At 76.0% G+C, this 25,054-nt stretch carries 21 protein-coding genes and 1 pseudogene; 8 read left to right on the plus strand and 14 right to left on the minus strand.

The window, feature by feature from the left end:
- Window positions 1-140 precede the first annotated feature (140 nt).
- Complete coding sequence (locus F1641_RS23415; protein WP_194907119.1) at window positions 141-830, plus strand: response regulator transcription factor; 690 nt, start codon at window positions 141-143, stop codon at window positions 828-830.
- A complete protein-coding gene (locus tag F1641_RS15455) occupies window positions 827-2,284 on the plus strand; it encodes a cell wall metabolism sensor histidine kinase WalK (protein ID WP_194907121.1) in 1,458 nt (485 codons plus the stop codon). Before F1641_RS23415 ends, F1641_RS15455 begins: the two co-directional genes overlap by 4 nt.
- Before the next feature lie 66 nt (window positions 2,285-2,350).
- Here the strand turns inward: F1641_RS15455 and F1641_RS15460 are convergent, their stop codons facing one another.
- From F1641_RS15460 to F1641_RS24000, 5 genes and pseudogenes are all read right to left on the minus strand, one after another.
- Window positions 2,351-3,556: a Gfo/Idh/MocA family protein gene (locus F1641_RS15460; protein ID WP_194907123.1), complete on the minus strand. Its 1,206-nt coding sequence runs from the start codon at window positions 3,554-3,556 to the stop codon at window positions 2,351-2,353.
- 83 nt (window positions 3,557-3,639) lie between these two features.
- Entirely contained in the window at window positions 3,640-4,458 is an 819-nt protein-coding gene (locus tag F1641_RS15465) for an extracellular solute-binding protein (protein WP_309225687.1), read from the minus strand.
- Entirely contained in the window at window positions 4,410-5,003 is a 594-nt protein-coding gene (locus tag F1641_RS21965; RefSeq protein WP_255514884.1) for an ABC transporter substrate-binding protein, read from the minus strand. Before F1641_RS21965 ends, F1641_RS15465 begins: the two co-directional genes overlap by 49 nt.
- A gap of 10 nt (window positions 5,004-5,013) precedes the next feature.
- Window positions 5,014-5,973: a carbohydrate ABC transporter permease gene (locus F1641_RS15470; protein ID WP_194907126.1), complete on the minus strand. Its 960-nt coding sequence runs from the start codon at window positions 5,971-5,973 to the stop codon at window positions 5,014-5,016.
- 43 nt (window positions 5,974-6,016) lie between these two features.
- Window positions 6,017-6,960 (minus strand): annotated as a pseudogene (locus F1641_RS24000) (carbohydrate ABC transporter permease).
- Between the two features lie 141 nt (window positions 6,961-7,101).
- Here F1641_RS24000 and F1641_RS15480 point away from each other — a divergent pair.
- From F1641_RS15480 to F1641_RS20170, 3 genes are read left to right on the plus strand one after another with little or no spacing between them, the layout of a single operon-like run.
- A complete protein-coding gene (locus tag F1641_RS15480) occupies window positions 7,102-8,268 on the plus strand; it encodes an ROK family transcriptional regulator (protein WP_309225646.1) in 1,167 nt (388 codons plus the stop codon).
- Entirely contained in the window at window positions 8,265-9,629 is a 1,365-nt protein-coding gene (locus F1641_RS15485) for a hypothetical protein (protein WP_206691306.1), read from the plus strand. Before F1641_RS15480 ends, F1641_RS15485 begins: the two co-directional genes overlap by 4 nt.
- A 27-nt stretch (window positions 9,630-9,656) precedes the next feature.
- A complete protein-coding gene (locus tag F1641_RS20170; protein WP_206691307.1) occupies window positions 9,657-9,926 on the plus strand; it encodes a hypothetical protein in 270 nt (89 codons plus the stop codon).
- 28 nt (window positions 9,927-9,954) lie between these two features.
- Here the strand turns inward: F1641_RS20170 and F1641_RS15490 are convergent, their stop codons facing one another.
- The 7 genes from F1641_RS15490 to F1641_RS22535 all read right to left on the minus strand — a co-directional run bounded on the left by F1641_RS15490 (window position 9,955) and on the right by F1641_RS22535 (window position 21,057).
- Window positions 9,955-12,795 (minus strand): SpoIIE family protein phosphatase, encoded by a 2,841-nt coding sequence (locus F1641_RS15490; RefSeq protein WP_194907127.1) that lies wholly within the window; start codon window positions 12,793-12,795, stop codon window positions 9,955-9,957.
- A 39-nt stretch (window positions 12,796-12,834) separates the two neighbouring features.
- Window positions 12,835-14,328, minus strand: a complete 1,494-nt coding sequence (locus tag F1641_RS15495; protein WP_194907128.1) for a SpoIIE family protein phosphatase — start codon at window positions 14,326-14,328, stop codon at window positions 12,835-12,837.
- A 65-nt stretch (window positions 14,329-14,393) separates the two neighbouring features.
- Window positions 14,394-17,114, minus strand: coding sequence for a phosphoenolpyruvate carboxylase (gene ppc, locus F1641_RS15500; protein WP_194907129.1), 2,721 nt, complete (start codon window positions 17,112-17,114; stop codon window positions 14,394-14,396).
- Between the two features lie 68 nt (window positions 17,115-17,182).
- The gene (locus tag F1641_RS15505; protein WP_194907130.1) at window positions 17,183-17,842 is read right to left on the minus strand and encodes a copper resistance CopC family protein; all 660 of its coding nucleotides are present in this window, start codon (window positions 17,840-17,842) and stop codon (window positions 17,183-17,185) included.
- On the minus strand, window positions 17,842-18,606 hold the full coding sequence (locus tag F1641_RS15510; RefSeq protein WP_206691308.1) for a YcnI family protein: 765 nt from the start codon (window positions 18,604-18,606) through the stop codon (window positions 17,842-17,844). The genes F1641_RS15505 and F1641_RS15510 overlap by 1 nt, the downstream gene beginning before the upstream one ends.
- Window positions 18,607-18,782: 176 nt before the next feature.
- On the minus strand, window positions 18,783-19,463 hold the full coding sequence (locus F1641_RS15515) for a hypothetical protein (RefSeq protein WP_194907131.1): 681 nt from the start codon (window positions 19,461-19,463) through the stop codon (window positions 18,783-18,785).
- Window positions 19,464-19,503: 40 nt separating this feature from the next.
- A complete protein-coding gene (locus F1641_RS22535; protein ID WP_309225647.1) occupies window positions 19,504-21,057 on the minus strand; it encodes a methyl-accepting chemotaxis protein in 1,554 nt (517 codons plus the stop codon).
- A gap of 215 nt (window positions 21,058-21,272) precedes the next feature.
- Here F1641_RS22535 and F1641_RS15525 point away from each other — a divergent pair, with 215 nt between their 5' ends.
- On the plus strand, window positions 21,273-22,040 hold the full coding sequence (locus F1641_RS15525; protein ID WP_194907133.1) for a GAF and ANTAR domain-containing protein: 768 nt from the start codon (window positions 21,273-21,275) through the stop codon (window positions 22,038-22,040).
- A gap of 69 nt (window positions 22,041-22,109) precedes the next feature.
- Here F1641_RS15525 and F1641_RS15530 read toward each other — a convergent pair whose 3' ends face one another.
- Window positions 22,110-23,696 carry a methyl-accepting chemotaxis protein gene (locus F1641_RS15530; protein WP_194907134.1) on the minus strand — a complete coding sequence of 529 codons (1,587 nt, stop codon included), beginning with the start codon at window positions 23,694-23,696 and terminating at the stop codon, window positions 22,110-22,112.
- 122 nt (window positions 23,697-23,818) lie between these two features.
- Here F1641_RS15530 and F1641_RS15535 point away from each other — a divergent pair, with 122 nt between their 5' ends.
- Together F1641_RS15535 and F1641_RS15540 are read left to right on the plus strand one after the other, a co-directional pair.
- Window positions 23,819-24,247, plus strand: a complete 429-nt coding sequence (locus F1641_RS15535; protein WP_194907135.1) for a CrcB family protein — start codon at window positions 23,819-23,821, stop codon at window positions 24,245-24,247.
- Window positions 24,244-24,630, plus strand: coding sequence for a CrcB family protein (locus tag F1641_RS15540; protein ID WP_194907136.1), 387 nt, complete (start codon window positions 24,244-24,246; stop codon window positions 24,628-24,630). The genes F1641_RS15535 and F1641_RS15540 overlap by 4 nt, the downstream gene beginning before the upstream one ends.
- Before the next feature lie 19 nt (window positions 24,631-24,649).
- On the opposite strand, the gene F1641_RS15545 is transcribed toward F1641_RS15540, so the two are convergent.
- Window positions 24,650-25,048, minus strand: a complete 399-nt coding sequence (locus F1641_RS15545; RefSeq protein ID WP_194907137.1) for a hypothetical protein — start codon at window positions 25,046-25,048, stop codon at window positions 24,650-24,652.
- Window positions 25,049-25,054: the final 6 nt, after the last annotated feature.

Below are 25,054 nucleotides of genomic sequence, written 5' to 3' on the forward strand. Positions count from 1 at the left end.
TGCCTCCTGCTTCAGGGCCCGGCCGGTGCGACCGGGCGTCTGGAGAAGACTCTGGGCAGCGGGTCTGAAGCCGGCCTGAAGCGCGAGGGGCTGCGGGGCCTCTTCAGGAACGCCTCAGCACCGCTGGCCAGGATGGTGCCGTGCCCACCTCCTCCCCCCGTGCCGGCGCGCCCCGCGCGCTCGTCGTCGAGGACGACCCCGCCGTGCGCGAGGCCCTCGCCCAGGCGCTGCGCGACGACGGCAAGGTCGTGGAGGCGGTGGACGACGGCGAGGGGTTCGAGGCCGTCGTCGACGGGTTCCGCCCCGACGTCGTCGTCCTCGACGTGATGCTCCCGGGGGCGCGCGACGGCTTCGCGCTGGGACGCGCCCTGCGGGGGCGCAGCGACGCCGGGCTGCTGTTCCTCACCGCGCGCGACGCCGTCGACGACCGCCTGCGCGGCTTCTCCACCGGCGCCGACGACTACGTGCTCAAGCCGTACGTCACCGCTGAGCTGCTCGCGCGGGTCAACGCGCTGCTGCAGCGCCTGGGCCGGGCGCCGTCGGCGGTGCAGGTGGGCGACCTGGTGCTCGACGAGGCGGCGCAGGCGGCCTCGCGCGCGAGCGTGCCGCTCGACCTCACCGGCACCGAGCACCGCCTGCTGGCCTACCTCGTGGCGCAGCGCGGGCGGACGCTGAGCAAGACGCAGATCCTCACGCAGGTGTGGGGCTACGAGGACTACGACCCCAACCTCGTCGAGGTGCACGTCAGCGCGCTGCGGCGCAAGACCGAGGCCCACGGCCCGCGGCTGATCCACACGGTCCGCGGCCTGGGCTACGTGCTGCGGCCGTGACGGAGACGACGGAGACGACGGAGACGACGGCGGCGGGGGCGCGCTCCCGGCTGGCCCCGGCCTCGCTGCGCGGGAGGGTCCGCCTCGCCGTCGTCGGGCTCTTGGCGGTGCTGCTGGTGCTGCTCTTCGTCGCCGTCGACGTGGCGCTGAAGGCCCGGCTGGACGCCGACCTGCGCACCCGGCTCACCGACAGGGTGGCGCTGGCCGAGCAGCTCTCCGGCAGCCTCGACCCCGACCAGCTCGTCCAGCAGCTCCAGGGCGACGACGTGCTGGCCGAGGTGTGCGACGGCGACACCGGCTACTGCGCCAGCACCCGGGTGGGGCCGACACCGCCGGGGGCCCAGTCACCACCGGCGGCGGTGCAGCGGCCCGGCGACCAGGAGGGGCCTGCGTCCCAGCAGCTGCGCACCTACGGCGACAGCCTGTTCCTCGTCGCCGACCTCAAGGGCGGTGAGCGCCTGACGCTCCGGGTCGACGCCAGCACGGTCAGCGACACCCTCTCCCGCCTGGTGGTCCTGGAGGTGGTCGGCGGGCTCGCTGCGCTCGCTCTGGCGTGGTTCGCCCTCGGGCGCGTCGTCGGCGCCGCGCTCCGCCCCCTCGACGACATGACGACGCTCGCCCGCGGCATCGCCAGCGGTGACCGGGGCCGCCGCCTGGGCTCGGGCCGGCCCGACACCGAGCTGGGCCGCAACGCCCAGGCGTTCGACGCGATGCTCGACGAGCTCGAGAGCGCCGTCGCCACCGCCGAGCGCGCCCAGGACCAGATGCGGGCGTTCCTGTCCGACGCCTCCCACGAGCTGCGGACGCCGCTGGCGGGCCTGCAGGCGAGCGCCGAGAACCTGCTCCGCGCCGACCCGGGCCGCCTCGACCGCGAGCGGTCGCTGGCGGCGATGGTGCGCGAGAGCACCCGCGCGTCGCGGCTGGTGGCCGACCTGCTGACGGCGGCGCGGCTGGCCGAGGGCGTGCAGCTCGAGCTGGGCGAGGTCGACCTCGCCGTCCTGGCCCGCCACGAGGTGGAGCGGCAGGAGCTGCTCGCGCCGTCGGTGGCGTGGACCGCTGTGGTGGACGACGGCGCGGCCGCCGTCGTCCGCGCGGACGGGGTGCGCGTCGGTCAGGTGCTCACCAACCTCCTCGACAACGCCCGGCGCGCCACCCCATCAGGTGGGGCCGTCGAGGTGCGGGTCTCGCCGGGTCCGAGCGGGGTGGTCCTCGAGGTCCGCGACACGGGTCCGGGCATTCCCGAGGCCGACCGGGAGCGGGTCTTCGAGCGCTTCGTGCGGCTCGACGCCGCGCGCGACCGGCGCTCCGGCGGCTCCGGGCTGGGCCTGGCGATCTCGCGGGCCATCGCCCGCGCCCACGGCGGTGACCTGGTGGCGGTCGACCCCGGCGCACCGACGGCAGGGGGCGGGCCCGGCGCCGTCCTGCGCCTCACCCTCCCCCGCACCCCCGCGTGATCATGGAGGTCCGCCACCCTCCGGATCCGGAGGGTGGCGGACGTCCATGATCACGGTCGGGGGGGGTCAGGCGGTGGGCGGGTTCCCGAGGTCGCGGACGGGCAGGCGCTCCCCGCCGCGGCGCATCGACTCGTGCGCCACGACGCCCGGCAGCGTGTAGCGCGCCGCCACCCAGGCGTTGACCGGCGGCAGCGTGCGGGTGTTCACCGCGGTCACGAAGTCGTCCACGAGGAACTGGTGGCTGCCCTCGTGCCCGTTGGGCGCTCCGGCGAACTCCTTCGGCAGGCGGGCGACGTCGTGGACGGGCGCGTGCCCCGACACGAAGGCCGCGCGCAGCTCCGGCGCGACGTGCGCCAGCGACGGGTCGTCCTCGGAGACGGAGGCCTCGGAGTCGAGGTCGGCGGAGACGTCCTGCACGCCCTGCTTGTCCTGGAAGAACGAGACGGTGGCGAGCTGCTCGAAGCTGGCGTCCGTGCCGAAGAAGCGGAACCGCGACTCGCGCAGGTGCGAGGGGTAGCCCACGCGCCGCATCTCGTTGGTGCGCACCACGCCGCCGTCGGACAGCTCGAACAGCGCCGTCGCGTTGGAGACGTCGTTGTCGAACATCGAGACGTCCTTGTCGAAGACGCCGTCGCCGCGCTGGTCGGCCACGCCCAGGCAGCTCACCGAGACCACGTGCGCGGCGTCGGTGTCGAGAGCGCCGAGCACGCCGCCGAGGGCGTGGGTCGGGTACAGCATCGGCGGGTAGGACGCCGTGGCCCTCCACCCCTCGCCGCCGGAGTACCGGTAGGCGTCGTAGAAGCCCAGGTCCATGTCGTGGACGTAGTCGCCCTCGGCGTAGAAGACGCGCCCGAAGGTGCCCTTCTCGACGTGGGAGCGGGCGTAGACCGTGGCCGGGTTGTAGTGGCTGGTCTCGCCCATCATGTAGGTCAGGCCGGTCTCGCGGACGGCCTCGACGATGGCGGCGATCTCGTCCTCGGTGATGGCCATGGGCACGGCGGAGTACACGTGCTTGCCGGCGCGCAGCGCCTGCACCACGAGGGGACCGTGCATCCAGCGCTGGGTGAAGATCGCCACCGCGTCGACGTCGGAGGCGAGGACCTCCTCGAACGAGCCGAGGGTGCCGGCGAGGCCCTGCTCGGCCACCAGCGCCTCGGCCCGCTCGGGCAGCACGTCGGTGACGAAGATGTCGGAGACGCCGGGGTGGCGCTTGAAGAGCTCGGTGAACGAGCCGGCGAACTGGCCGGCGCCGATGAAGCCGATCGAGAACACGGGGGTGGACCTCCGGGTCTGGTGCTGGGTCGGGTGGTGGTCGGGGGTGGTGGGTCTGGGGGGCCGGGTGGCGGGCCCGCCGGTCAGTCGAAGACGGCGTTCACCCGCTCGTTCACCGCGGTCAGGGACGACGCGTCGGCGTCGCCGCCGACCACCTGGTCCATGGCGGTGCCCATGATCGACTGGACCTCGGAGGCCTGGAGGATCTCCGGGTAGGGGAACGTCTCGCCGTCGTCGATGGGGTCGGTGAAGGCGGTGACGTCCAGGCCGGTGGCCGAGAGCGTCTCGACGGCGGCGGGCGTGGTGGAGGCGATGGCCGGGAAGACGATGCCGCCGCGGGCCACCACGTCCTGGCAGTCGGTGGAGGCGAGGTACCGCACCCACTTCCACGCCGCGCCCTTGTTCTGCGACGTGGTCGAGATGGAGTCGCCGAGGGAGTTGGTCATGGTGCGGCGCCCCTCGGGGCCGACCGGCGTCTTGGCCACGGCCAGGTCGACGCCGTCGAGCTTGGAGTAGTTGGCGATGTTCCACGAGCCGTTGGTGATGAGGGCGTACCTGCCCGCCTGCAGCTGCTGGTCGAGCGAGCCGCCCTGCGTGTACGACAGCGGGGGCATGTAGCCCTTGTCGACGAGCCCGGTCCACCAGGCGATCGACTCCTGGAAGCGGGGGTCGTCGTAGTGGAAGTCGGTGCCCCACGCCTCGTCGATCGGCGACCACCCGGTGCTCTGGGTGAAGAACGACCACTGCGTCTGCCCGAAGGCCTCGCCGGAGTTCTCCAGGCCGAGCCCGTAGGTGGCGATGCTGCCCTTGTCGAAGCCGGGCTCGTTCCCGCGGACGCCGTTGGTGTCGACCGTCAGCGCGGCGATGGCCTGCTCGAACGTGCCGCCGTCGGTCGGTTCCAGGTCAGCTCGTTCATCTGCTCCGCGGTCAGGCCCGCGTCGGTGGCCTTCGCAGCGTCGTAGAACATCCCGACGGTGTCGAAGTCCTTCGGCAGGCCGTAGCGCTTGCCGTCGGGCCCGACCCACAGCTCGGCGCTGCCGGGCACGTACTGGTCGAGGTCGACGTCGGAGCCGGCGAGCCGGTCGTCCAGGGGCTCGATGAGGCCGCGGGCGGCGAACTCACCGAAGCGGGAGGTGTGGTCGACGAAGACGTCGGGCGCGGACCCGGCGACGAAGCCGGTGAACACCTTGTTCCAGTAGTCGTCCCAGCCGAACTGCTCGATCTGGACCTGGACGTCGGGGTTGGCGGCCTCGAAGTCGGTGGCGCACTGCTGGTAGGCGGGCAGCTGGGCGGAGTCCCACATCCAGTAGGTGATGGTGCCGGTCTCGCCCTCGGCGCCGGGGTCGACGCCGTAGGAGGCGCACCCGGTGAGGGTGAGCGCCAGCGCGGCGGTGGCACCGGCCAGGGCGCGGCGGGTGGTCTTCGGAGCGGTCTGGGGAGTGGTCATGACCCGGTCCTCACTTGATCCCGGAGAAGCCGATGGAGTCGACGATCCGCCGGCTGAAGACGGCGAACAGGACGACGATGGGCAGGGCGGCCATGAGGGTCGCGGCCATGAGGCCGGCCCAGTCGGGGGTGCCCTGGGGGGTCTGCGACCTGAAGATGCCCAGGCCCACGGTGAGGACGCGGACGCTGCGGTCGCTGGCCACGAGCAGCGGCCAGAAGTACTCGTTCCACGCCTGGATGTACTGCAGGATCGCCAGCGTGATCAGCGGCCCGGAGGCCATGGGGGCGATGACGCGGAAGAACCGGCGGACGGTGCCGGCGCCGTCGAGGACGGCGGCCTCCTCGACCTCCCTGGGGATGCTGAGGAAGAACTGCCGCAGGAAGAACACCGCGAACGGCGTCATGAAGAAGAACGGCAGCACGATCGCGGCGTAGGTGTTGAGCAGGCCGAGGTCGCGCATGAGCAGGAAGTTCGGCAGCTGCGTGAAGATCGGCGGCACCATGAGCGCGGTGAGGAAGACGAAGAACACGGCGTCGCGCCCGGGCCAGCGCAGCCGCGCGAAGGCGTAGGCCGCCATCGCCCCGAAGAACACCTGGCCCGCGGTGATGAGCGTGGCCACCAGCAGCGAGTTCAGCAGGTAGAGCCAGAAGTCGATGGCGGCGCCGGAGCCGCCCTGCGCCTGGGCCTCGGCGGTGGTCGACAGGCCGAGCACGCGCTCGAAGGCCCCGAACGTGAACCCCACCGGCAGCGGCGAGGACGGGTCGGTGGCCAGCTGGGTGCCGTTGGACAGCGCGGTGCGCAGCATCCAGTAGAAGGGGAACAGCGTCACCAGCATGATCAGGACGAGCGTCGCCCAGGCCACGACGCGGCCGATGCCGGCGCGGCGGTCCTTCGGGGCCTTCTGGACGGGTGCGGCGGTGACGCGGGCGGGGCCCGCGGCGGCGGGCTCGACGGGGGTCTGCACGGACATCGGGCGGTCTCCTCGGTCTTCTGCTCGTGGCGCTCGGGCCGGCTCAGGCCAGGTCGGACTCGTTGGCGCGGGTCAGGCGCAGCTGGACGAAGGCGACCACGGCGAGGATCGCGAAGAGCACCACGGAGACCGCGGCCGCGTAGCCGAACTCGAGGCGCTGGAAGGCCAGGTCGAAGATGTAGTACTGGATCACCCGGCTGGCGTCTCCGGGCCCGCCGGACGTCGTGACGGCGACGGTGTCGAACACCTGGAACGACCCGGTCACGGTGATGACCAGCACCAGCGCGAGCACCGGGCGCAGCAGCGGCAGGGTGATGGACCAGAACATGCGCCACTCGCTGGCGCCGTCGACCCGGCCCGCCTCGTAGAGGCCCTCGGGGATCGTCATGAGGCCGGCGAAGACCAGCAGCGCCGTGTAGCCCATGTGCCGCCAGACGTTGACCAGGGCGATCGTCGGCACCACCCAGTCCTGCTCGCCGAAGAAGGGATGGCGTCGAGCCCCAGGCCGGTGATCGCGGCGTTCACGATGCCGATCTGCGCGTCGAGCATCCAGTAGAAGAGCAGCGCGACGACGACGTTGGAGATGAGGAACGGCAGGACGACGACGCTGCGCACGAACACCGAGCGGGTGACCCGCTGCAGCAGGACGGCGATGAGGACCGCCAGCACCGTCTGCACCACGATGTTGATGGCGACGTACTGCAGCGTCACCTCCATCGCGTTCCAGAACGTGTCGTCGGAGAGCATCCGCGTGTAGTTGTCGAGGCCGACGAACCGCGGGCGGTTGAAGAAGTCGTACTCCTGGAACGAGAACCACAGGCCCCGCAGCGTGGGCCAGAAGTAGAAGGCGACGAACCCGAGCAGCGCCGGGGCGATGAAGCCGAGGGCGGCGGCGGTGTCGCGGGAGGTCTTGCGCTCGGGGCGGGCGGGGCCCGAGGGCGCGCTGCTCGCCGCGCTGGGCGGGCTGGCGGTGGTCGTCACGGGCATCTCCACGACGGTGTGGTCGACGGGGGGGGTGACTCGTTTCTACGGTGAAAGCAAGTGGGCCGTCAAGGCCCCCCTCGGGGGCGAGGCAATGACCCGGATCCGGATCTTCAGTTCCAGCGAGCAAAGAAGTAGCCTCGTGGCGTGACCACCGACGCCAGCGCCGCCGTGCCCGCCTGGGCGCGTGCCGCGGGCCCCGCCCACGACGTCGCGCTGACGGTGCTCCTCGAGGGACCGCTGCCGCGCAGCGAGATCGCCCGCCGGCTGGGCCTGTCCGCCGGGACCCTGACGCGACTGGCGCGCCCGCTGCTCGACGCCGGCCTGCTGGTCGAGACCGAGGGGGCCCACGCCCCCTCGGGGCACCCCACGCGCCCCCTCGACGTCGACGAGTCCGCCCACCGCTTCGTGGGCGTCAAGCTCACCCAGCACACCGCGCACGTGGTGGTCACCACCCTGCGCGCCCGCGTGCTCGCCTCCGACGAGGCCCTGCTGCTCTCCCCCGAGCCCGCGCGCGTGGTGGAGGCCGTCGCCGCCCTGGTCGGCAGCGCGGTGGCCCGCGCCGGCGCGACCGGCTCGGTCCGCGCCGTGGGCGTCAGCCTCGGGGGGTCCGTCACGGCCACCGGGTCCGTGGTCGACGCCCGCTTCCTCGGGTGGTCCGACGTGCCCCTCGGCCCGGCGCTGCAGGAGGCGCTCGGCCTGCCGGTGGTGCTCGACAACGACGTGCTCTCCTTCGCCCGCGCCGAGCAGTGGTTCGGCGCGGCGCGCGGCTGCGACCACTTCGCCCTCGTCACCGTCGGCGAGGGGGTCGGGTACGCCTACGCCGTCCACGGGCAGGTGGTCGACCACCCCGACGCCGGCGCCGGCACCGTGGGGCACCTGCCGCTCGACCCGTCGGGGCCGCTGTGCCCCAAGGGCCACGCCGGCTGCGCCGACGCCATGCTGTCCACGGCGTCGATCACCACCCGGGCCTCCGTGGCGCACCGGCGCCAGCTGCACCGCGACGAGGTGTACGACCTCGCCGAGGCCGGCGACCCGGTGTGCCGGCGGGTCGTCGACGACTCCGCCCGCGCACTGGGACGCCTCGTGGCGACCGTGGGCGCGGTGGTCGCCCCGCGCAAGGTCATCATCTCCGGCGAGGGCGTGCGGCTGGCCGAGGTCGGCGCGGCGGCGGTGGAGGCGGCGCTCGCCGAGCACCGCAGCCCGGGCACCGCGCCCCTGGACGTCGAGGTCCAGGTCACCGGGTTCGCGGAGTGGGCCCGCGGCGCCGCCGTCACCGCCATCCGCACGTTCGTGCTCGGCGAGGGCTCGTGAGCAGCGGGGCCGGCGCGCGGGAGGTCGCCGTCGGGGCGCCCGACCTCGTGCGCGCCCAGGTCGGCCCCCGCGACCGGTGGGCTCCCCCGCACACCGCGGGCGTGCGCGTCGACCTGGTGCCCGACGGCCTCGGCCTGCGCGTCGAGGTGGCCGCCTGCGACGGCGTCAGCCGGGTGGCGCTGCGCTGGGCCGCCCCCGCACCACCTGGCGTCCGCGTGCTCGGCGACGCGTGGGAGCGCTCCTACGGCGAGCTGGGCTGGACCCCGCTCGTGCCCGACCGCCCCCTGCCGTGGACGGTGCTGCTGCACGACGCCGCGCGCGGCACCACCCGCGCGCTGGGCACCGAGGTGCGCGGCGCCGCGCTGGCGTGCTGGACCGCCGACCCCGACGGGCTGACCCTGTGGCTCGACCTGCGCAGCGGCGGGGAGCCGGTGCGGCCGGGCGACCGCGCCGTGGCCGCGGCGGTGGTCCGCGAGGTCGCCGGGGGCGACCCGCTGGAGGTGCAGCGCACCCTGGCGCGCCTGCAGTGCCGCGACCCGCTGGCGCCTCCGACCCCGCTGGTGGGGGCGAACGACTGGTACTACGCCTACGGCCGCGGGTTCGGCCTGGACGCCGTCGTCCGCGACGCGCGCACCGTCTCCGACCTGGCCGGGGACCACCCGGTGCGGCCCTACGGGGTGGTGGACGACGGGTGGTCGGTCGGCGGCGTGGCCGACGGCCGCGAGGCCTCCGGCGGCCCCTGGGACCAGGGCCGCCCGGAGACCTTCCCCGACATGGCCGAGGCCGCCGCGGCCATCAGGGCCCAGGGCGCGCGCCCGGGGCTCTGGTACCGCCCGCTGCTGCGCCGCGAGCCCCCTCGGGGCGCGCTGGCCGGGGCGCTGGTGGGGTCGGGCCGCGGGCGCCGCCAGGACGGCTGGGCCCTCGACCCGAGCCACCCCGCGGTGCTCGACCTCGTCCGCGAGGACGTCACCCGCGTCCGCGGCTGGGGCTTCGAGCTGCTCAAGCACGACTTCTCCACCTACGACCTGCTCGGCCGGTGGGGACCGACGATGGGCGCCAGCCCCGCCGGGGACGGGTGGGCCCTCGCCGACCCGTCGGTCACCACCGCCGAGGCGCTCGTGGGCCTCTACCGCGCCGTGCGGGAGGCCGCCGCCGACGTCGTCGTGCTCGGCTGCAACACCGTCGGACACCTGGCCGCGGGGCTCGCGGAGGCCCAGCGCACCGGCGACGACACCTCCGGGCTGCGGTGGGACCGCACCCGCCGGGTGGGCGTCAACACCCTCGCGTTCCGGGGAGCGCAGCACGGCGCCTTCTTCCACCTCGACGCCGACTGCGTCCCCAGCACGCCGTCGACGCCGTAGGCGCTCAACCGCCAGCTGCTCGACCTGGTGGCGCGCTCGGGGACGGCGCTGTTCGTGTCCGTCGACCCGGCCACCCTCGGCGCGCCGGGAGCCGCCGTCGAGGCCGACCTCGCCGCGGCGCTGCGCCTGGCCCTCGACGGCGGCGACCCGGGAGGCGTGGAGCCCGTCGACCACCTCGACGCGTCCACCCCGCAGCGGTGGCGGGTGCGCGGCACCGGCGAGGAGCTGGCGCTGACCTGGGGCGAGGAGCTGGGCGCCGACCCCTTCGAGCGCCTCGAGACCTCCCCCGAGACCTGACCCCCCTCCCCCGGACCCCGGGGGAGGGTCAGCGGGCGACGTCGAACCAGACGACCTTGCCGACCGGGGCGTCGACCACGCCCCACGCCAGCGAGCACGCCTCGACGATGCCCAGCCCGCGGCCGTCGAGCTCGGCGGTCCCCGTGCGCAGGCGCGTCGGGCGCCGGGAGTTCTCGTCACCGACCTCCACGTGCACCGTCGGCGAGCCCTCCACCAGCCCGCCGGTGACGCTCAGGCGCGCCTCGCTGCGGCCGTGGAGGAAGGCGTTGGTGACGACCTCGCTGGTCAGGAGCACCGCGGCCTCGCAGGCGTCCTCCTCCACACCGGCCCGCGCGCACCAGGCGCGCACGAACGCGCGGGCCCGGGAGGCCGAGGCCGGCTCCGGCGGCAGCAGCAGCTGGCGCAGCTCGAGGTCGGGCTGGTAGGCGCCGGGGGCCGCGTCACCGGGGACGTCCAGGTCCGGCGGGAGCGCCTCCTCCCCCGCGGCGACCGGGCGGGGCCGGTCCTGGGGGTGCGCCCGCAGGGCCAGGAGCGCGACGTCGTCCTCCGCGTCAGCGGCCAGCTCCGCGAGCAGCGCGTCGCACAGCGCCTCGACGTCGCGGGCGCGCCCGGTGGTGACCAGGCGGCCGGCGGCCTCCCGGAGCCGCTCCAGCCCGGCGTCGAGGTCCTCGCCGCGGCGCTCCACCAGCCCGTCGGTGTAGAGCAGGACCGTCGAGCCCGGCTCGAGCACCGCGGTGTGGTCGTGGCGCTCGGCGTCGGGGTCCAGGCCCAGCAGCAGGTCCGCCGGGGCCTGCAGCAGGCGGGCCCTCCCGTCCCGGGTGATGAGCAGCGGCGGCGGGTGGCCGGCGCTGGACCAGCGCAGCACCCGCTGGCCGCGGGCCGCCTCGGCGGCCGACTGCTCGACCCGGGCGACGACGGCGGTGGTCAGGCCCTCGACGGCCAGGCGCTGCACGGCGCGGTCGAGCGCCGACAGCACCGTGGCGGGCGGGGCGGCCAGGGCCTGCGCCACCCCGCGCAGCACGTTGCGCACCTGCGCCATCACCACGGCCGCGCTGCGGTCGTGGCCGGCCACGTCACCCACCACCAGGTGGGTGCAGCCGTCGTCGGTGACGTAGGCGTCGTACCAGTCGCCGCCCACCTGCGCGCCGCGCGCCGCGGGGCGGTAGCGGGCCACCACCTGCAGGTGGTCGGGCTCCGGCAGCGAGGTCAGCAGGCTCGCCTGCAGCTCGTGGGCCAGGTCGCGCTGCTGGGCGTGCAGCCGCGCGTTGTCGAGGGCCACGCCCGCCTGGTCCGCCAGCTCGGCGAGCAGCTCGAGGTCGTCGGCGTCGAAGGGCGGCGACCCCGCGCCCCGGAAGAGCGTCAGGACGCCGAGCACCCCGTCGCGCCCCCGCAGCGGCTGCACCAGCACCGCCTGCGGCGCCAGCTCCTCGAACAGCTCCCGCGCCCGCCCCGGCGCCAGCTGGTCGGCGGTCGGCGCACCGGCGCCCCCGCCGGCCGGCGTCCGCCCGGGCCCCGGGACGCCGCTGGGGCTGAAGGGCGGGTCGACCAGCGCGTCGAGCCGCAGCGCCCGGAACTGCTCGGTGCGCTCGCGGTCGGCGGCGCTGCCGCGGTGCGCCGAGGCGACGTCGCGCAGGGCGTCGCGCCAGTCGTGGCGCGCGCTGCGCTCACCGGCGGCGGCGTCGTCGACGGCGGTGGCCACGGCCCAGTCGGCCAGGGCGGGGACCAGCAGCCCCGGCAGCAGCTGCAGCGCCTCGACCACGCCGTCGGCCCCGGCGACGGCGGCGGCCACCGCCTCCCGCAGACCGGCGCGGCGCGCGTCGCGCTCGGCCTGCTCCTGGGCGCGCCGGTAGGCGGTGATGTCCGTGAAGTAGACGTCGACGCCGTCGTCCCGGCCCTGCACGGTCAGCTCGAACCAGGCGTCGACGGGCGCGGGGACGTGCTCCTCGAAGACGGCGGTGGTGCCCTCGTCCATCGCACGCCGGAAGGCGGCCGCCGAGCCTCCGTCGGCGGCAGCGGGGAAGAGGTCCCACAGGCGCTCGCCGACCAGCTCCCCGCGGGGCCGGCCCAGCAGCTGCTCGGCGCGGGCGTTCACCTGGGTGCACCGCCACGCCCGGTCCAGGGCGCAGAAGGCCGTCGGCATCGACTCCAGCACGCCCTGGGTGCGCGCCTCGCTGCGCCGCCGCGCCGCCCACGCGTCGACCCGGGCGGTCGCCGCCGCCGCGGCCGCCTCGACCAGGAGGTGGAACTGGTCGACCACGGCGGACACGGCGCCGGAGGAGGGGGCGAGGTCGGCGTCGCCGTCCGCGCGGGCCACGCGGGTGCGCTCCGCGACGTCCGCCGCGTCGACGGCGGAGGCGAGCGAGGCGTCGAGGGTGCGCAGGGCCTCCAGGCGCCGCAGCCCGAGCACCTGGGCGCTGGTCTCGACGGCCAGGTCGAGCACGCCCAGGACCGCACCGGCCTCGTCGCGGACCGGCGAGTAGGAGTAGGAGAACCACGCGTCCTGCACCCCGGCCGCCCGCTCCAGCGGGATGAGGGCGTCCTGGACCCAGGTGGGGCGCTCCCCTGCGAGGACCGCGGTGAGCTGGGGGCCGACGACGTCCCAGGCCTCGTGGAAGACGTCCTGCGCCGGCACCCCCAGGGCCGCGGGGTGCTTGTCACCGATGAGCGGGACGAAGGCCTCGTTGTAGAGGGTGACGAGCTGCGGGCCCCAGAAGAGCGCCGCGGGGAAGCGGGTCCCGAGCACCAGGGCGAGCGCGGTGCGCAGCTCGCGCGGCCAGAGCTGCGGCGGGCCCAGCGGGGTCTGCTCCCAGGCGACGGCCCGGTACGCCGGCTCCAGGGACGCAGCGCTGGTGAAGGTCGTGCCGGGCACCCGCGCACGGTACCCGGGCGCCCCCGGACCGGCCGTGCCTCAGGTGCGCACCACGACCAGGAGGGTCAGGTCGTCGACGGCCCCGCCGCCGACGTGCCCGGCCACGGCCGCCCCCACTGCGGCCGCCGTCCGCGCCGCAGCCCCGGGCCCTCGCCGCTCGGCCTCGGGGAGCGCGGCGAGCGCCGCCAGCAGCCCCTCCTCGCCCAGCTGGGCGCCGCCGGGGTCGAAGGCCTCGACGACCCCGTCGGTGTACAGGACCAGCTGGTCGCCCGGGGCCAGGGCGACCTCCACCTCGGCGACCTCGACGTCGGCGAACGGCCCCACCAGCGTGCCCGGCACGCCCACCAGCCGGGGCGCCCCGGAGGCCGGGAGCAGCACCGGCTGCGGGTGCCCGGCCAGCGCGAGCCGCACCGCTGCCGGCGCGGCGCTCGGCGCGGGGAGCTGCGGCAGCGCGAGGACCGCGAGGGTGGCGAACCTGTCGTCGAGGGCGTCGTGGACGGCGTCCGCCACGGCCGTGAGCAGCGCTGCGGGTGCGCTGCGGGTGGTGGCGGCCCCGCGCAGGGCCCAGCGCAGGGCGCTGGTGGCCGCCGCCGCCCGCGGACCGCGGCCCGACACGTCACCGATCGCGGCGACCCACGACGGCGCCGAGCCTCCCGAGCCGCCGGCTGCGCCGGTAGTGCCGGCGCCGGGGAAGACGTCGTAGAAGTCGCCGCTGACGGCGCCCCGGCCGCCGTCGGAGCGCGTGGCCGGGGAGTACCCGGCGGCGAGCTCCCAGCCCGGCAGCTCGGGCAGCGCCGCTGGCACGAGCGTCGCCTGGACGGCCCGCGCGGTCTCCTCGAGCTCGGCCTCCAGCAGGGACGCCGTCCGCCGGGCCACGGCGAGCGGGGTCACGTCGCGCTGGACCGCCACGTAGTGCACGGGGGCGCCGTCGGGGCCGTTGACCGGTGACAGGGCGAGCTCGTTGACGAACAGCCCGCCGTCGGCACGGCGGTTGACCAGCACGGCGTCACCGCCCTCCCCCGCCGCCAGCAGCTCGCGGATGCGCTGGACGGCGGCGGCCACCTCGGCCCCTGAGCTGCCCAGGGCCTCGAGCTCGGCGTCGGCGCCGGCGACGTCGAGGCCGGCGTGCAGGAAGCGGCAGTTGCGCCCGAGGACCTCGCGCTCGGAGTACCCGGTGGTGCGGGTGAAGGCCGGGTTGACGTAGACCAGCGGCGCGTCCGGGGCGCGGACGTCGGCCACGCACACGGCCTGCTCGACGGCGTCCAGGACCGCCCACGGCGAGGTGGGGGCCCGCCCGGCGGTCCGCCCCGCCGGAGGGCGGGTGCTCGCCGGCTCGGCGTCGGTCAGCTCGCGCAGCTGCGCGAGGGCACCCAGCGGCAGGCGCCCGAGCTCACCGCGCGCCTCCGGGGGCAGCCCCGTGAACGGGGGGAAGGCGGGACCCTGCTCGGCGTGCTCCAGCACGGCGTCGGCGGTGCCGCTGCTGACGGCCCACGCCCTCGCCCAGCCGTGCACGGCGTTGCGGTCGGCGGGCACCTGCGCAGGCTAGGCGCAGGTCCCGCCGGCCGCCCCGTGGAGGGGTCGGGCGTCACCCGGCGCCGTCAGCCGGTGTTGCGCATCCCCGCGGCGATGCCGTTGATGGTCAGCAGGAGCGCGCGCTTGAGGCGCGGGTCCTCCTCACCGCGCCGGTGGCGCCCGAGGAGGCCGACCTGGAGGTGGTGGAGGGGCTCGAGGTAGTTCTCGCGCACCTCCAGCGTGGTGCGCAGCGCCGGCTCGCGCTCCAGCAGCGCCGTGCCGCCGGTCACGGCGAGCACCTGCTCGACCGTGAGCGCGAACTCCGCGCGCACGTCGTCCAGGAGGGCCCGCAGCGGCTCGGGCGCCAGGTCGACGTACTCCCTGGCGATGTCGAGGTCGGTCTTGGCCAGCGTCATCGACACGTTGCCGAGGAAGGTGCGGAAGAAGCGCCACTCGGCGTGCATCTCGCGCAGCACCTCGGCCGCGCCGGGCTCGGAGGCCACCGCCGCCAGGCCGGAGCCGACGCCGAACCAGCCCGGCACGATCTGGCGCGACTGCGTCCACCCGAAGACCCACGGGATGGCGCGCAGGTCCTCGATGCCGCCGCCACCGGGCCGCTTGGACGGGCGGGAGCCGACGTTCAGGGCACCGAGCAGGTCGACCGGGGTGGCGGTGAGGAAGTACTCCGTGACGCCGTCGGTCTCCACCAGCGCGCGGTAGCGCGCGTGCGCCGCGTCGGAGAAGCGGTCCATGAGCGCGTCCCAGCGCGTCCCCTGCTCAGGGGTCCGCCGGTCGGTGCGGTGCAGCACGCTGGCCTCGATGGTCGCCGCGAGGGTGAGCTCGAGGTTCTGCCGGGCGAGCTGCGGCAGGGCGTACTTGTCGCTGATCACCTCGCCCTGCTCGGTGATCTTGACCTCGCCGTCGACGGTGCCCGAGGGCAGCGCCATGATCGCGTCGTAGGTGGGGCCGCCGCCGCGCCCCACCGAGCCGCCCCTGCCGTGGAAGAAGCGCAGCTTGACCCCGAAGCGGCGGGCCACGTCGCGGGCCCGGCGCTGGGCCAGCTGGATCTGCCACTGCGACGTCGTGATGCCGCCGGCCTTGTTGGAGTCGGAGTACCCGAGCATCAGCTCCTGGACGTCACCGCGCAGGCGCACCAGCTCGCGGTACGACGGGTCGGACAGCAGCGAGGTGAGGATCCGCTCGGTCTGCTCGAGCTCGACGACCGTCTCGAGGAGCGGCACGAAGTCGAGGTGGGCGACCCCGGCGGCGAGGTCGACCAGGCCCGCCTCGCGGGCCAGGACGACGGCGGCGAAGACGTCGTCGGCGTCGTGCGTCATCGAGATGATGTAGCTCTCGACCACGCGGCGGCCGAGCGCCCCCTGCGCCCAGGCGATGGCGTCGAAGGCGCCCGCCGTGGTGGCCGCCTCGCCCTCCAGCGGCAGCGGCGACCGGGCGAGCGGCCGCGCCGACGCCAGCTCCGCGGACAGCACCCGCAGCCGGCCCTCGCGGTCGAGGGCGGCGTAGGGGCCGTCGAGCTCGCCGAGCCTGTCGAGCAGCGCCCCGACCGCGGCGTGGTGCTTGGCGGAGTGCTCACGGACGTCGAGGGTCGCCAGGGTCAGCCCCGTGGCGGCCACCGTGCGGACCAGCCGCTCCGCCTCCCCGGCCGCCACCAGCGGGCCCTGGTGGGCCAGCACGGAGGAGTGAAGGAGCACCAGGTCGGCGAGGAGCTCGTCGTCGTCGGCGTAGTCGCGGCCCTCGACGTGGGGCGCCCCGCTGGAGACGCGCTCCTCGGTCAGGCCCAGGCGCACGTGCACGCAGGTGAGGAAGAGCCGGTAGGGCTCCTGCACGTTGAGGCGGCGGTAGCGGGGCTCCACCTCGGGCAGCGCCGCGAGCAGCTCCTCGGTGCGGGCCGCGAGCTCGGGGGAGACGGGGCTGACGCGGTCGCTGACGGACAGGTCGCGGCGCAGCCCGTCGACCTTGGTGCGCAGCACCCGGATGCCGTGCACGGCCTGCAGGGAGAGCACCTCGCGGGTGGTCTGCGGCGTGACGAAGGGGTTGCCGTCGCGGTCACCGCCCACCCAGGTGCCGAACCGCAGCGGCGAGACGTCGACGGGCAGGTCGACGCCGACGGCGGCGAGGCCGTCGCGCAGCTCCTCCAGCACGTCGGGCAGCGCGGCGCGCGAGAGGCCCTCGAGGTAGTAGATGACGTTGCGGGCCTCGTCGACGGGCGTGGGCGCCTCCACGCGCAGCTCGTCGGTCAGCCAGAGCAGCTCGACGGCCTCGCGCAGCCGCCGGGTGCGGCGCGGCCCGTCGGGCTCGGCAAGCAGGGCGGCGACCCGGCGGAGCTTGTCGATGGTGGAGCGGCGGGCCACCTCGGTGGGGTGCGCGGTGAACACCGGGCGCACCGCCACCTGGCCCATGAGCCCGCTGAGCTCGGCGGCGTCGACGCCGGCGTCGGTGATCCGGGCGAGCGCCTGCTGCACCCAGCCGCCCTCGGCCTCCTGCTCACCGCGGATCGCCAGGCCGCGGTGGACCTGCTCGGTGGTGTTGGCGAGGTGGAAGTACGCCGTGAAGGCGCGCACCAGCGTGGTCACGGTGTCGAGGTCGAAGTCCGGCAGCTCGCCGAGCGTGTCGTCCTTGGCGTGAGCGCGGACCTGCTCGACGAGGGCCAGCAGCTCCTCGCCCTCGGCGCGGGCGAGGGTCTCGCCCAGCATCGTCGTGACCAGGCGGATGTCGCGGCGCAGCGCCTCGGCGCCCCCTCCGGGGGCGCTGACGGGCGGGGAGTCGGCGTCGAGCCTGGTGGTCATGGGCACATCGTCTCGTCCCGACCCGCGCCCCGGGGGACCCGGGGCGCAGGTCGGTGCACGAGGTGCGCTCAGCGCTCCGGCGAGCCCGGCCCGCCACCACCCGGACGGCCCAGCGGCGGACCGGTCCGGCGGCGGCGCACGAGCACCGTGACAGCCGCCGCCACCGCGGCGACGGCCGCCAGGGCGAGGGCGGCCGCCGTGGATGAGCCACCCCCGCCGTCCTGCTCCGCGCCGCTCGCGCTGGGCTCTCGCGACGGGACCACGGCGGCCGGCGCCGCAGCGGTGGTCGACGGGTCGGGGGCAGCGCCGGTGCTCGCGGCCCCGGTCGCCGCGACAGCTCCGGTGCCGGGTCCGCTGGCGGTGAAGCCCAGCTCCCCGGAGACCGGGTGGCCGTCGGCGGAGGTGGCCCGCCACTCGACGCGGTAGCCGCCCGCGGGCAGCGCCCCGGCGAGGTCCTGCGTCACGTCGTCGTCCACGAGCCGGGGCTCACCGGCCGAGACCACCGCGCCGTCGGGCCCCAGCACCACCACCTGGGTGCCGAGGGCGAGCACCGGCTGGTCGAAGGTCAGGACGACCGACGCCGGTGGCGCGTCGAGCCCCGCGCCGTCGGCGGGGAGCGTCGACTCGAGCTGGTTGTGCGCCGACGCCGGCGCGGCGCTGGCGAGCAGGAGCGCGGCGCCGGCGGCGGTCGCTGCGGCGAGGCGCCCGAGGCGGCCGGTTTGGGACATCAGGCCGTCCGCCGGCGGCCCAGGAGGGCCACGACGAGCCCAGCGGCGCCCAGCACGGCACCGGTGAGGCCGAGCCAGCCGCCGGCGCCCCAGCCCGTCGCCGCCTCCTCCTCCTCGCCGGAGGCGGCGGCGGAGGACGCCGACGCCGAACCGTCGTGCCCGGCGTGCTCCTCCGCGGCAGCGGCGGTGGTGACCAGCTCGGGGGCGGGGTGCTCGGGCTCCTCGCCGCTGGCGGGGACCGGCTCGTCCCAGGAGACCTCGGTGCCGTCGGAGTAGGTCTGCACGGCCGGGAGCAGCACGGTGGTCCCGGCGTCGGGCAGCGGGCCGACCGACAGGGGGAACTGCTGGAACTGCCCGGGGGCGATGCCGGAGCCCGCCTCGGCGGTCCAGGTGACCGTGCGGGGAGCGGTGGTGATCGTGGCTCCGCCCACGTCGACGGGGGCGGGCAGGGCCGCCTCGGCGACCTGGGCCGTCCACCCCGGCACGGGCTGCACCGCGGCGTAGGTGAGCGGGTGGTCGGTGGGGAGGGTGACCTGGACGCGGGTGGTGCTGGCGGTGCTGGACTCGTTCGGCACGCGGAAGGTCAGCAGGGCGTAGCCCCCCGCAGCGGTGCTGTCGGGGACGACGCGCACGTGCGCCGAGGCGGCGGCCGCGGGCAGCAGCACGAGGGCGGCCGCCAGGGCGGTGGCGGCGGCCGGGCGCAGCCGGGGGGCCGGGCGGTGGGTCGACCGGGTCGTCGGGCGGGTGGGGCGGGTGGTGGGCACAGCGGGTCTCCTGGCGTCGGTGGGGGCACCGCGGCGCACCGGCGTCGTCCTGCGGACGGCGCGCGGCGGCGCCGCCCGCCGCCTCGGGGGACGGCGACGCGGCGGCGGGGTGGCCGGCGGTGGCTGGCGGGCCGGCCCGCGCGGGGCCGGTGGCGCGCTGGCGGCCGGAGGGGTGGTCAGGCCGCCAGGAGCCCGGGCGGGCCGCGGCGGCGGTGCAGGCGGGACAGCTCGCGGCGGAGCCGGGGGCGGTCGAGGCAGCCGGCAGCGGGGCGCCGGCGCACGGCCGTTCCGGGCGGCGCGACGAGCAGGAGCAGGGCCAGCAGCAGGGAAGGGGCCAGGGGCGCGAGCCAGGCGCACAGGTCCCACAGGGCGGCCTCGCCGCGGGCGACCACGAGGCCCACGGCGGCGGCCGCCGCGGTGTGGGCCAGGAGCATCGCCGCGTCGGCGCTGGTCGGGCCTCCGAGCCACAGGGCGCTGGCGTGGCCGGCGAGGTGGCTGGTCGCCTGGGTCGTCGCGTGGGCGTGGCCGTTCCCGGTGGCCGCGAGGGCCTCGAGACCCGCGGGGACGGCTCGGGCGGCGCCGTGGCCGCCCACCGCCGCGGGCTCGAGCGCGCTCAGGGCGGCGTGGAAGCCCACCTGACCGGCTCCCAGCAGCGCGACGACCGCCGGGGCCGGCAGGCGCCAGCGGACCGCCACCCAGCACGCGGTCCAGGTGGCGGCGGCCAGGGCCGCCAGCGGCGCGGCGCCCGGCAGGTGGCCCCCCGCCAGGGCGTGCGCCCCCGCCGACAGCCCCAGGGCGCACGCGGCCAGCACCCCGGACCGCAGCAGGCGCAGGGCGCCGCGGTCCGGGGTGAGCACGGGGACAGGCTAGGCGGGTGGGCCGGGTGCCCCGCGGGGGTCAGCCCCGGGCGTGCGCGGCGCCGAAGGCGCTCGCCATCGCCTCCTGCTCGGACAGCACGTCGGCGGTCCGGGCGTTGACCGCGTCCAGGCGGCCGATCGTCTCGGCGGTGGCCGAGATGCCCGCCGCCACCGCGGCCGAGGAGCTCTGGATGTCGGCGATCCGCTGGGCCACCTGGCCGGTGGCCTCCGCGGTGGCGCGCGCCAGCTCCTTGACCTCCCCCGCCACCACCGCGAAGCCCTTGCCGGCCTGGCCCGCCCGGGCCGCCTCGATGGTGGCGTTCAGCGCGAGGAGGTTGGTCTGCGACGCGATCGCGGAGATCACCTTGATGATGTCGCCGATGGACGTCGAGGCCGCGGCCAGCGCCTCGACGTCGGCCTCGACGGCCCGGGCCCGCTGGGCGCTGCCCGCGCCGACCTCCGCGGCGTCGGTCGACGCGGCGCGGAGCCGGGTGACGGTGTCCAGCAGCGCGCGGGCGGACTCGGCGTCGGCCTCGGCCCGGGCCAGCACCTCCAGGCGCTGGGTGACCAGCTGGGCCACCTGGCGCAGGGCGGCGGCCCGCGACTCGCTGAGCACGGTCGTCGTGGTGGTGAAGAAGTCCATCGTGCCGACCACCCGGCCGCCGACCACCACCGGGAAGCAGACTCCGGAGCGGACGCCCGCGCGCTGGGCGGCGGGGGCGCGCACGCAGTCGGTGAGCTGGCCCAGGTCCTCCACGGCGACCAGGTCGCGGGCGCGCCAGGCCCGCCCGGACAGGCCGACGCCCTCGGCGAAGGACGCGGCGAGGGTCACCCGGCGGAACTCCTCCCCGGCGGACCCGGACTCCAGCGCGAAGCGCAGCTGCCGGCCCGAGGGGTCCATCTCCCAGAACGACCCGTAGGCCCAGCCGAAGGCGGACCTGACGGTCTCCAGCGTCGAGCGGATCGCCGCGTCGCGGGTGCCGGCGGCGACCACGCGGGTCACCACCTCGGTCACGGCCTCGCGGTCCTCCAGCACCTGGGCCACCGCCGCGGTGCTGCGGGCCACCCGCGCCACCTGGGCGGCGATGCGGGAGATGGCGGCCCACTTGCCCTCGCGGCCGTCGAAGAACGGCAGCGGCGCGCGCGACCGCAGCTCGTGCACGGCGGTGGTGCGACCGTCCAGGACGATCGGCATGAGACCGCCGTGCAGGGCGCCCGCGGAGAGGAACGCCTGGCACCGCTCGGCGGCGCGGCTCGTGCCGGGGGCCAGGGGCAGCCGCACCGGCTCGCGCACCTCGAAGGCGCTCCGGTGCTCGGCACCGGCGAAGGCCGAGGCCCGCAGGCCCACCTCCCCGCCGACGGGGAGCTGCGCGAGCTCGCCGTTGACGGCCCGGAGCACGAACTCGCCGCTCGCGTCAGGCATCCAGACGCCGGCGAAGGAGCAGCCCAACCGGTCTCGCAGGGTCGTGGAGATGCGCAGCTGCGCCTCGAGCTCGTCGACGACGGGCTCCTCCAGCGCCTGCAGGACCGCCTCGAGGGCCTCCACGTCGCGCGGCTGCTCCGCCACCGCCTGCACCCGACCTCGCCCGACCACGTCGTCTCCTCGCCCCGGCCCGACGGCCGGCCGGTGCCGGTCGTCTCCTCTGAGGTCGGTGCTGGAGTGAACTGCCCTGAGGGCAGCGGGCCCACGAGTCATGGGCAGTCCGCGCACGATTCATCGGCAGGCGGAGCGCGAGGCACCGCTGGCATGATGGTTGCCTCGCATCAAGCATCGGTGCGCTCGTGACCGCCACGGACCAGGAGGGCCGCGTGCCTCACGGCCCCCAGCACCCCCCGCACGACCCGGCACCGCTGGACGGCGAGACCTCGGAGCAGCAGCTGCTCACCGCCGTCGTGGAGCTGGCCCTGCACGCCGTCCCCGGAGCCCGGTGGGCGAGCACCGGTGTGGGTGACCCCGCCCAGCCCGCCGCCTCCGCGGCGGACTCCGCGCAGGCCCAGGCGGCCGACGGGCTGCAGTGGCGCGCCGACGAGGGGCCGGCCGCCGACGCGCACCGCACGGCCACCCCGGTGGTGACCGCAGACCTCACCGCCGACCCGCGCTGGCCACGGCTGGCCGAGCTGGCCGCCGGCGGCGAGGTGCGCGGCGCCCTCGCACTGCCCCTGCGCTCCGGAGAGCGGGTGCTCGGCGTCCTGACCGTCTACAGCGACGTCCCCGGCGGCATCGAGGCCGAGTCGGACCCCGCGCGCCTCGACCTGGTGGGCGAGGCCGCCTCGGTGCTCCTCGGCGCGCGGCAGCAGATGGCCGAGCTGCGCTCCCTGGCGGAGAACCTCCAGGTGGCGATGCGCTCCCGCGCCGCCATCGAGCAGGCGAAGGGCGTGGTGGCGGCCCACCTGGGCTGCTCCACCGAGCACGCCTTCGAGGCCCTCAGCGCGGTGAGCCAGGACCGCAACGTGAAGCTGCGCGAGCTGGCCGCCCTGGTGGCCTCCGACCCCGCGGGGCATGAGCTCGACGGGCTGCTCCGCGCGGCCCTCGCGAAGGTCGCCGCCCGCCGCGGGTGGCCCCAGCCGTCCAGCTGACACGACGGCGGCCCGGCCCACCAGCAGGTGGACCGGGCCGCCGGCGCAGGGCCCACCGGACCCCCGGGCTCAGACGGTGAAGCGACCCACCAGCGTCTGCAGACGCCCCGCCGCCGAAGCCACGTCACCAGCGGTCGAGGCGGTGTGACCCGCCGACTCCCGGTTCTGCTCCGTGCCCGAGGCGATGCTGGAGATGTTCGTGGCGATCTCCGAGGACCCCGTGGAGATCTCGGTGATGTTGCGCACCATCTCCGAGGTCGTCGCCGACTGCTCCTCCACCGCCGCCGACACCGTCGCCTGCAACGCGTCGATCCGGCTGATCACATCAGCGATCTCCGTCACCGCCGTCGCCGCCGAGGCAGCATCACCCTGGGTCGCAGCCACCTTGGCCACGATCTCGTCGGTGGCACGAGCGGTCTGGCGCGCCAGCTCCTTGACCTCACCAGCCACCACCGCGAAGCCCTTGCCCAGCTCACCAGCGCGCGCGGCCTCGATGGTCGCGTTCAGCGCCAGCAGGTTGGTCTGCTCAGCGATCGAGGTGATCAGCGCGACCACGTCACCGATCTCACGGCTGGACGACCCCAGCCGCGTGATGATGTCCCCGGCCCGCTCAGCAGCACCCACCGCCGTGGTCGCCATCGAGGAGGCGTCAGCGGTCGCCGTCGCGATCTGACCGATCGCCGCCGTCATCTCCTCACCCGCAGCAGCCACCGTCGAGATCGACGCGTTGACCTGCTCCGAAGCCGCCGAGACCACCTGGGTCTGGGCCGCGGCGTCCTCGGCCTGGGTCGAGAGCTGGGTGGACACGCTGGACAGCGTCGTGGAGGAGGACGCCATCCCGTCGGCCTCGGAGCGGATGTCGCGCATCGCCGCCGACAGCGCGTCCAGGGAGGTGTCAGCAGCCACCGCCAGCTGGCCCACCTCGTCCTTGGAGCTCAGACCCACACGGCGGTCCAGCTGGCCCTGGGCCATCGCACCCATCACGTCCACGACCTTGGCCAGCGGCCCGGTCACCGAACGGGAGACCACCACCGCGATCGCCACCGCCAGGCCCAGCGCCACCACCACGCATCCGATGAGCAGCGCGAGGGCGGAGTGGTACGCGGCCTCGCCCGAGTCAGCGATGTCCACGGCAGCCTGCTTCTCAGCCTCGAGGACCGCGTCGAGCGCGTCGTTGGCGACCTTGGCCTGCGGGATCATCTTGTCAGCGCGGAAGGCCACGAAGCCGTCCCGGTCACCGCTGGCGATCATGGGCTGCGCCTCGGCGAGGAGGGCGTTGTACGCCTGGATGGCCTCCTCGGCGTCCTTCTGCTGCGCGGCGGTCGCCGACGGGTCGGAGCCCGCATAGGTGGCCCAGTCGGCCTCCACCTTCTGCTGGTCGTCCGCGAGCGTCTGCAGGGCGCTCTGGGCGCTCTGGGCGTCCACGGCCAGGACGGCGCCGAGGGCGTCGAGGCGGACGTCCTGGAACGTCTGGTTGACCTGGTCGATGGTGGCGACGGACGCGAGCCCGCTGGTGGACAGGTAGTCCAGGTTGTCCTGCGCGCTGCTCAGCCGGGTGGCACCGATGCCGGCCACCACGAGCAGGAGCAGGCAGACGACGGCGAAGCCGGCGTAGAGCTTGTGAGCGATCTTCAGATCGGCGAGACGACGGAACACGACGGGTCCTTCCGAGAGGCGGGGGAAGCGCGGGGGACGTTCCCTCCTGTGATCGGCATCCGTCGGCCGTACTTGATCTTCGTTCCCCCAGGCCACCAGGCGTCGCGCTACGGTCGACGGCTGTGAGCGCCCCCCACCCGCCGCACCGGCAGCCGGCGCTCGTCGCCTGGGTGGTGCTGGGCGGCGCCGCGGGCACGGCGGTGCGCGTCGCCGCCGAGGGGCAGCTGCCCCGGCCGGCGGACCTTCCACTGCCCACCCTGCTCGTGAACCTCGTGGGCGCCCTGGTGCTGGGAGCGCTGCTGGAGGGCCTCGCCCGCCGCGGGCCCGACGCCGGACGACGCCGCATCGTCCGGCTGCTCGTCGGCACGGGCTTCTGCGGGGGGCTGACGACGTACAGCACCTTCGCCGTCGAGGTCGACCTGCTGCTGGCCGGGCACCTGCTGGCCGGGGTCGGCTACGCCCTGCTCACCGTGCTCCTCGGCCTCGTCGCCGCGGCCGCGGGTGTGGCGGCAGCCGCCTCGTGGTCGCGCAGCGCGGGGGCCCGGCCGTGACCGCCGTCGTCGTCCTGCTCGCCGTGGTCGCCGGCGGGCTCGGCGCGGGCCTCAGGTTCGTGGTCGACGGCGCGCTCCGCGCCCGCTGGGCCGCGTCGCTCCCGGTGGCCACCACGGTCATCAACACGACGGGCTCGTTCGCGCTCGGGCTCCTGGTCGGGCTGGCACAGGCGCACGCCACCCCCGCGACCGAGACGGCGCAGGCGGTGCTCGGCACCGGGCTGCTCGGTGGCTACACGACCTTCAGCACCGCCTCCGTCGAGGTCGTGGCCCTGCTGCGCGACCGCCGGCGCGGGGCGGCGGCGCTCCACGCGGTCACGATGCTCGGCGGGTCGGTGGCGGCGGCGGCCGTCGGGCTCGCCGTCGGCACCGCGCTCGGCTGAGCGCCCCCGGCGGAAGGGCTCAGGCGGCGTTCGACGGGCCGCGCATGGTGTCGAGCAGCACCGCGCTCACCAGCGCCAGCAGACCCGGTACGTCGGTGCGGGCCGCGCCGTCCCAGGCGACCAGCCGCGGCTCCTCCCCCGCCTCGCGGGCGATGACGCTGACGCCCCAGCCCGTCAGGTCGGCGCGGTCGTCCGGCAGCGGACCCGCGACCTGCGCGATGTGCAGCACCTGGGCGTCGTCGAGGGGCACCCGGATGGCGACCCCGTCGGGCACGGGGAAGCAGGCCCCGGGCAGGCCCGCCTCGTCGAGGCTCGCGAGCACGTCGCCGTACTCGTCCTCGGGTCGGGGCCGGGCGCGGTGCTGGGGGCGCTGCTGGGGGTGGTCGTCGCCGTCGGCGACCACGTCGTCGGGGGCCACCTCCCG

The sequence above is a fragment of the Quadrisphaera sp. INWT6 genome, assembly GCF_015390235.1.
Taxonomy (GTDB): domain Bacteria; phylum Actinomycetota; class Actinomycetes; order Actinomycetales; family Quadrisphaeraceae; genus Quadrisphaera.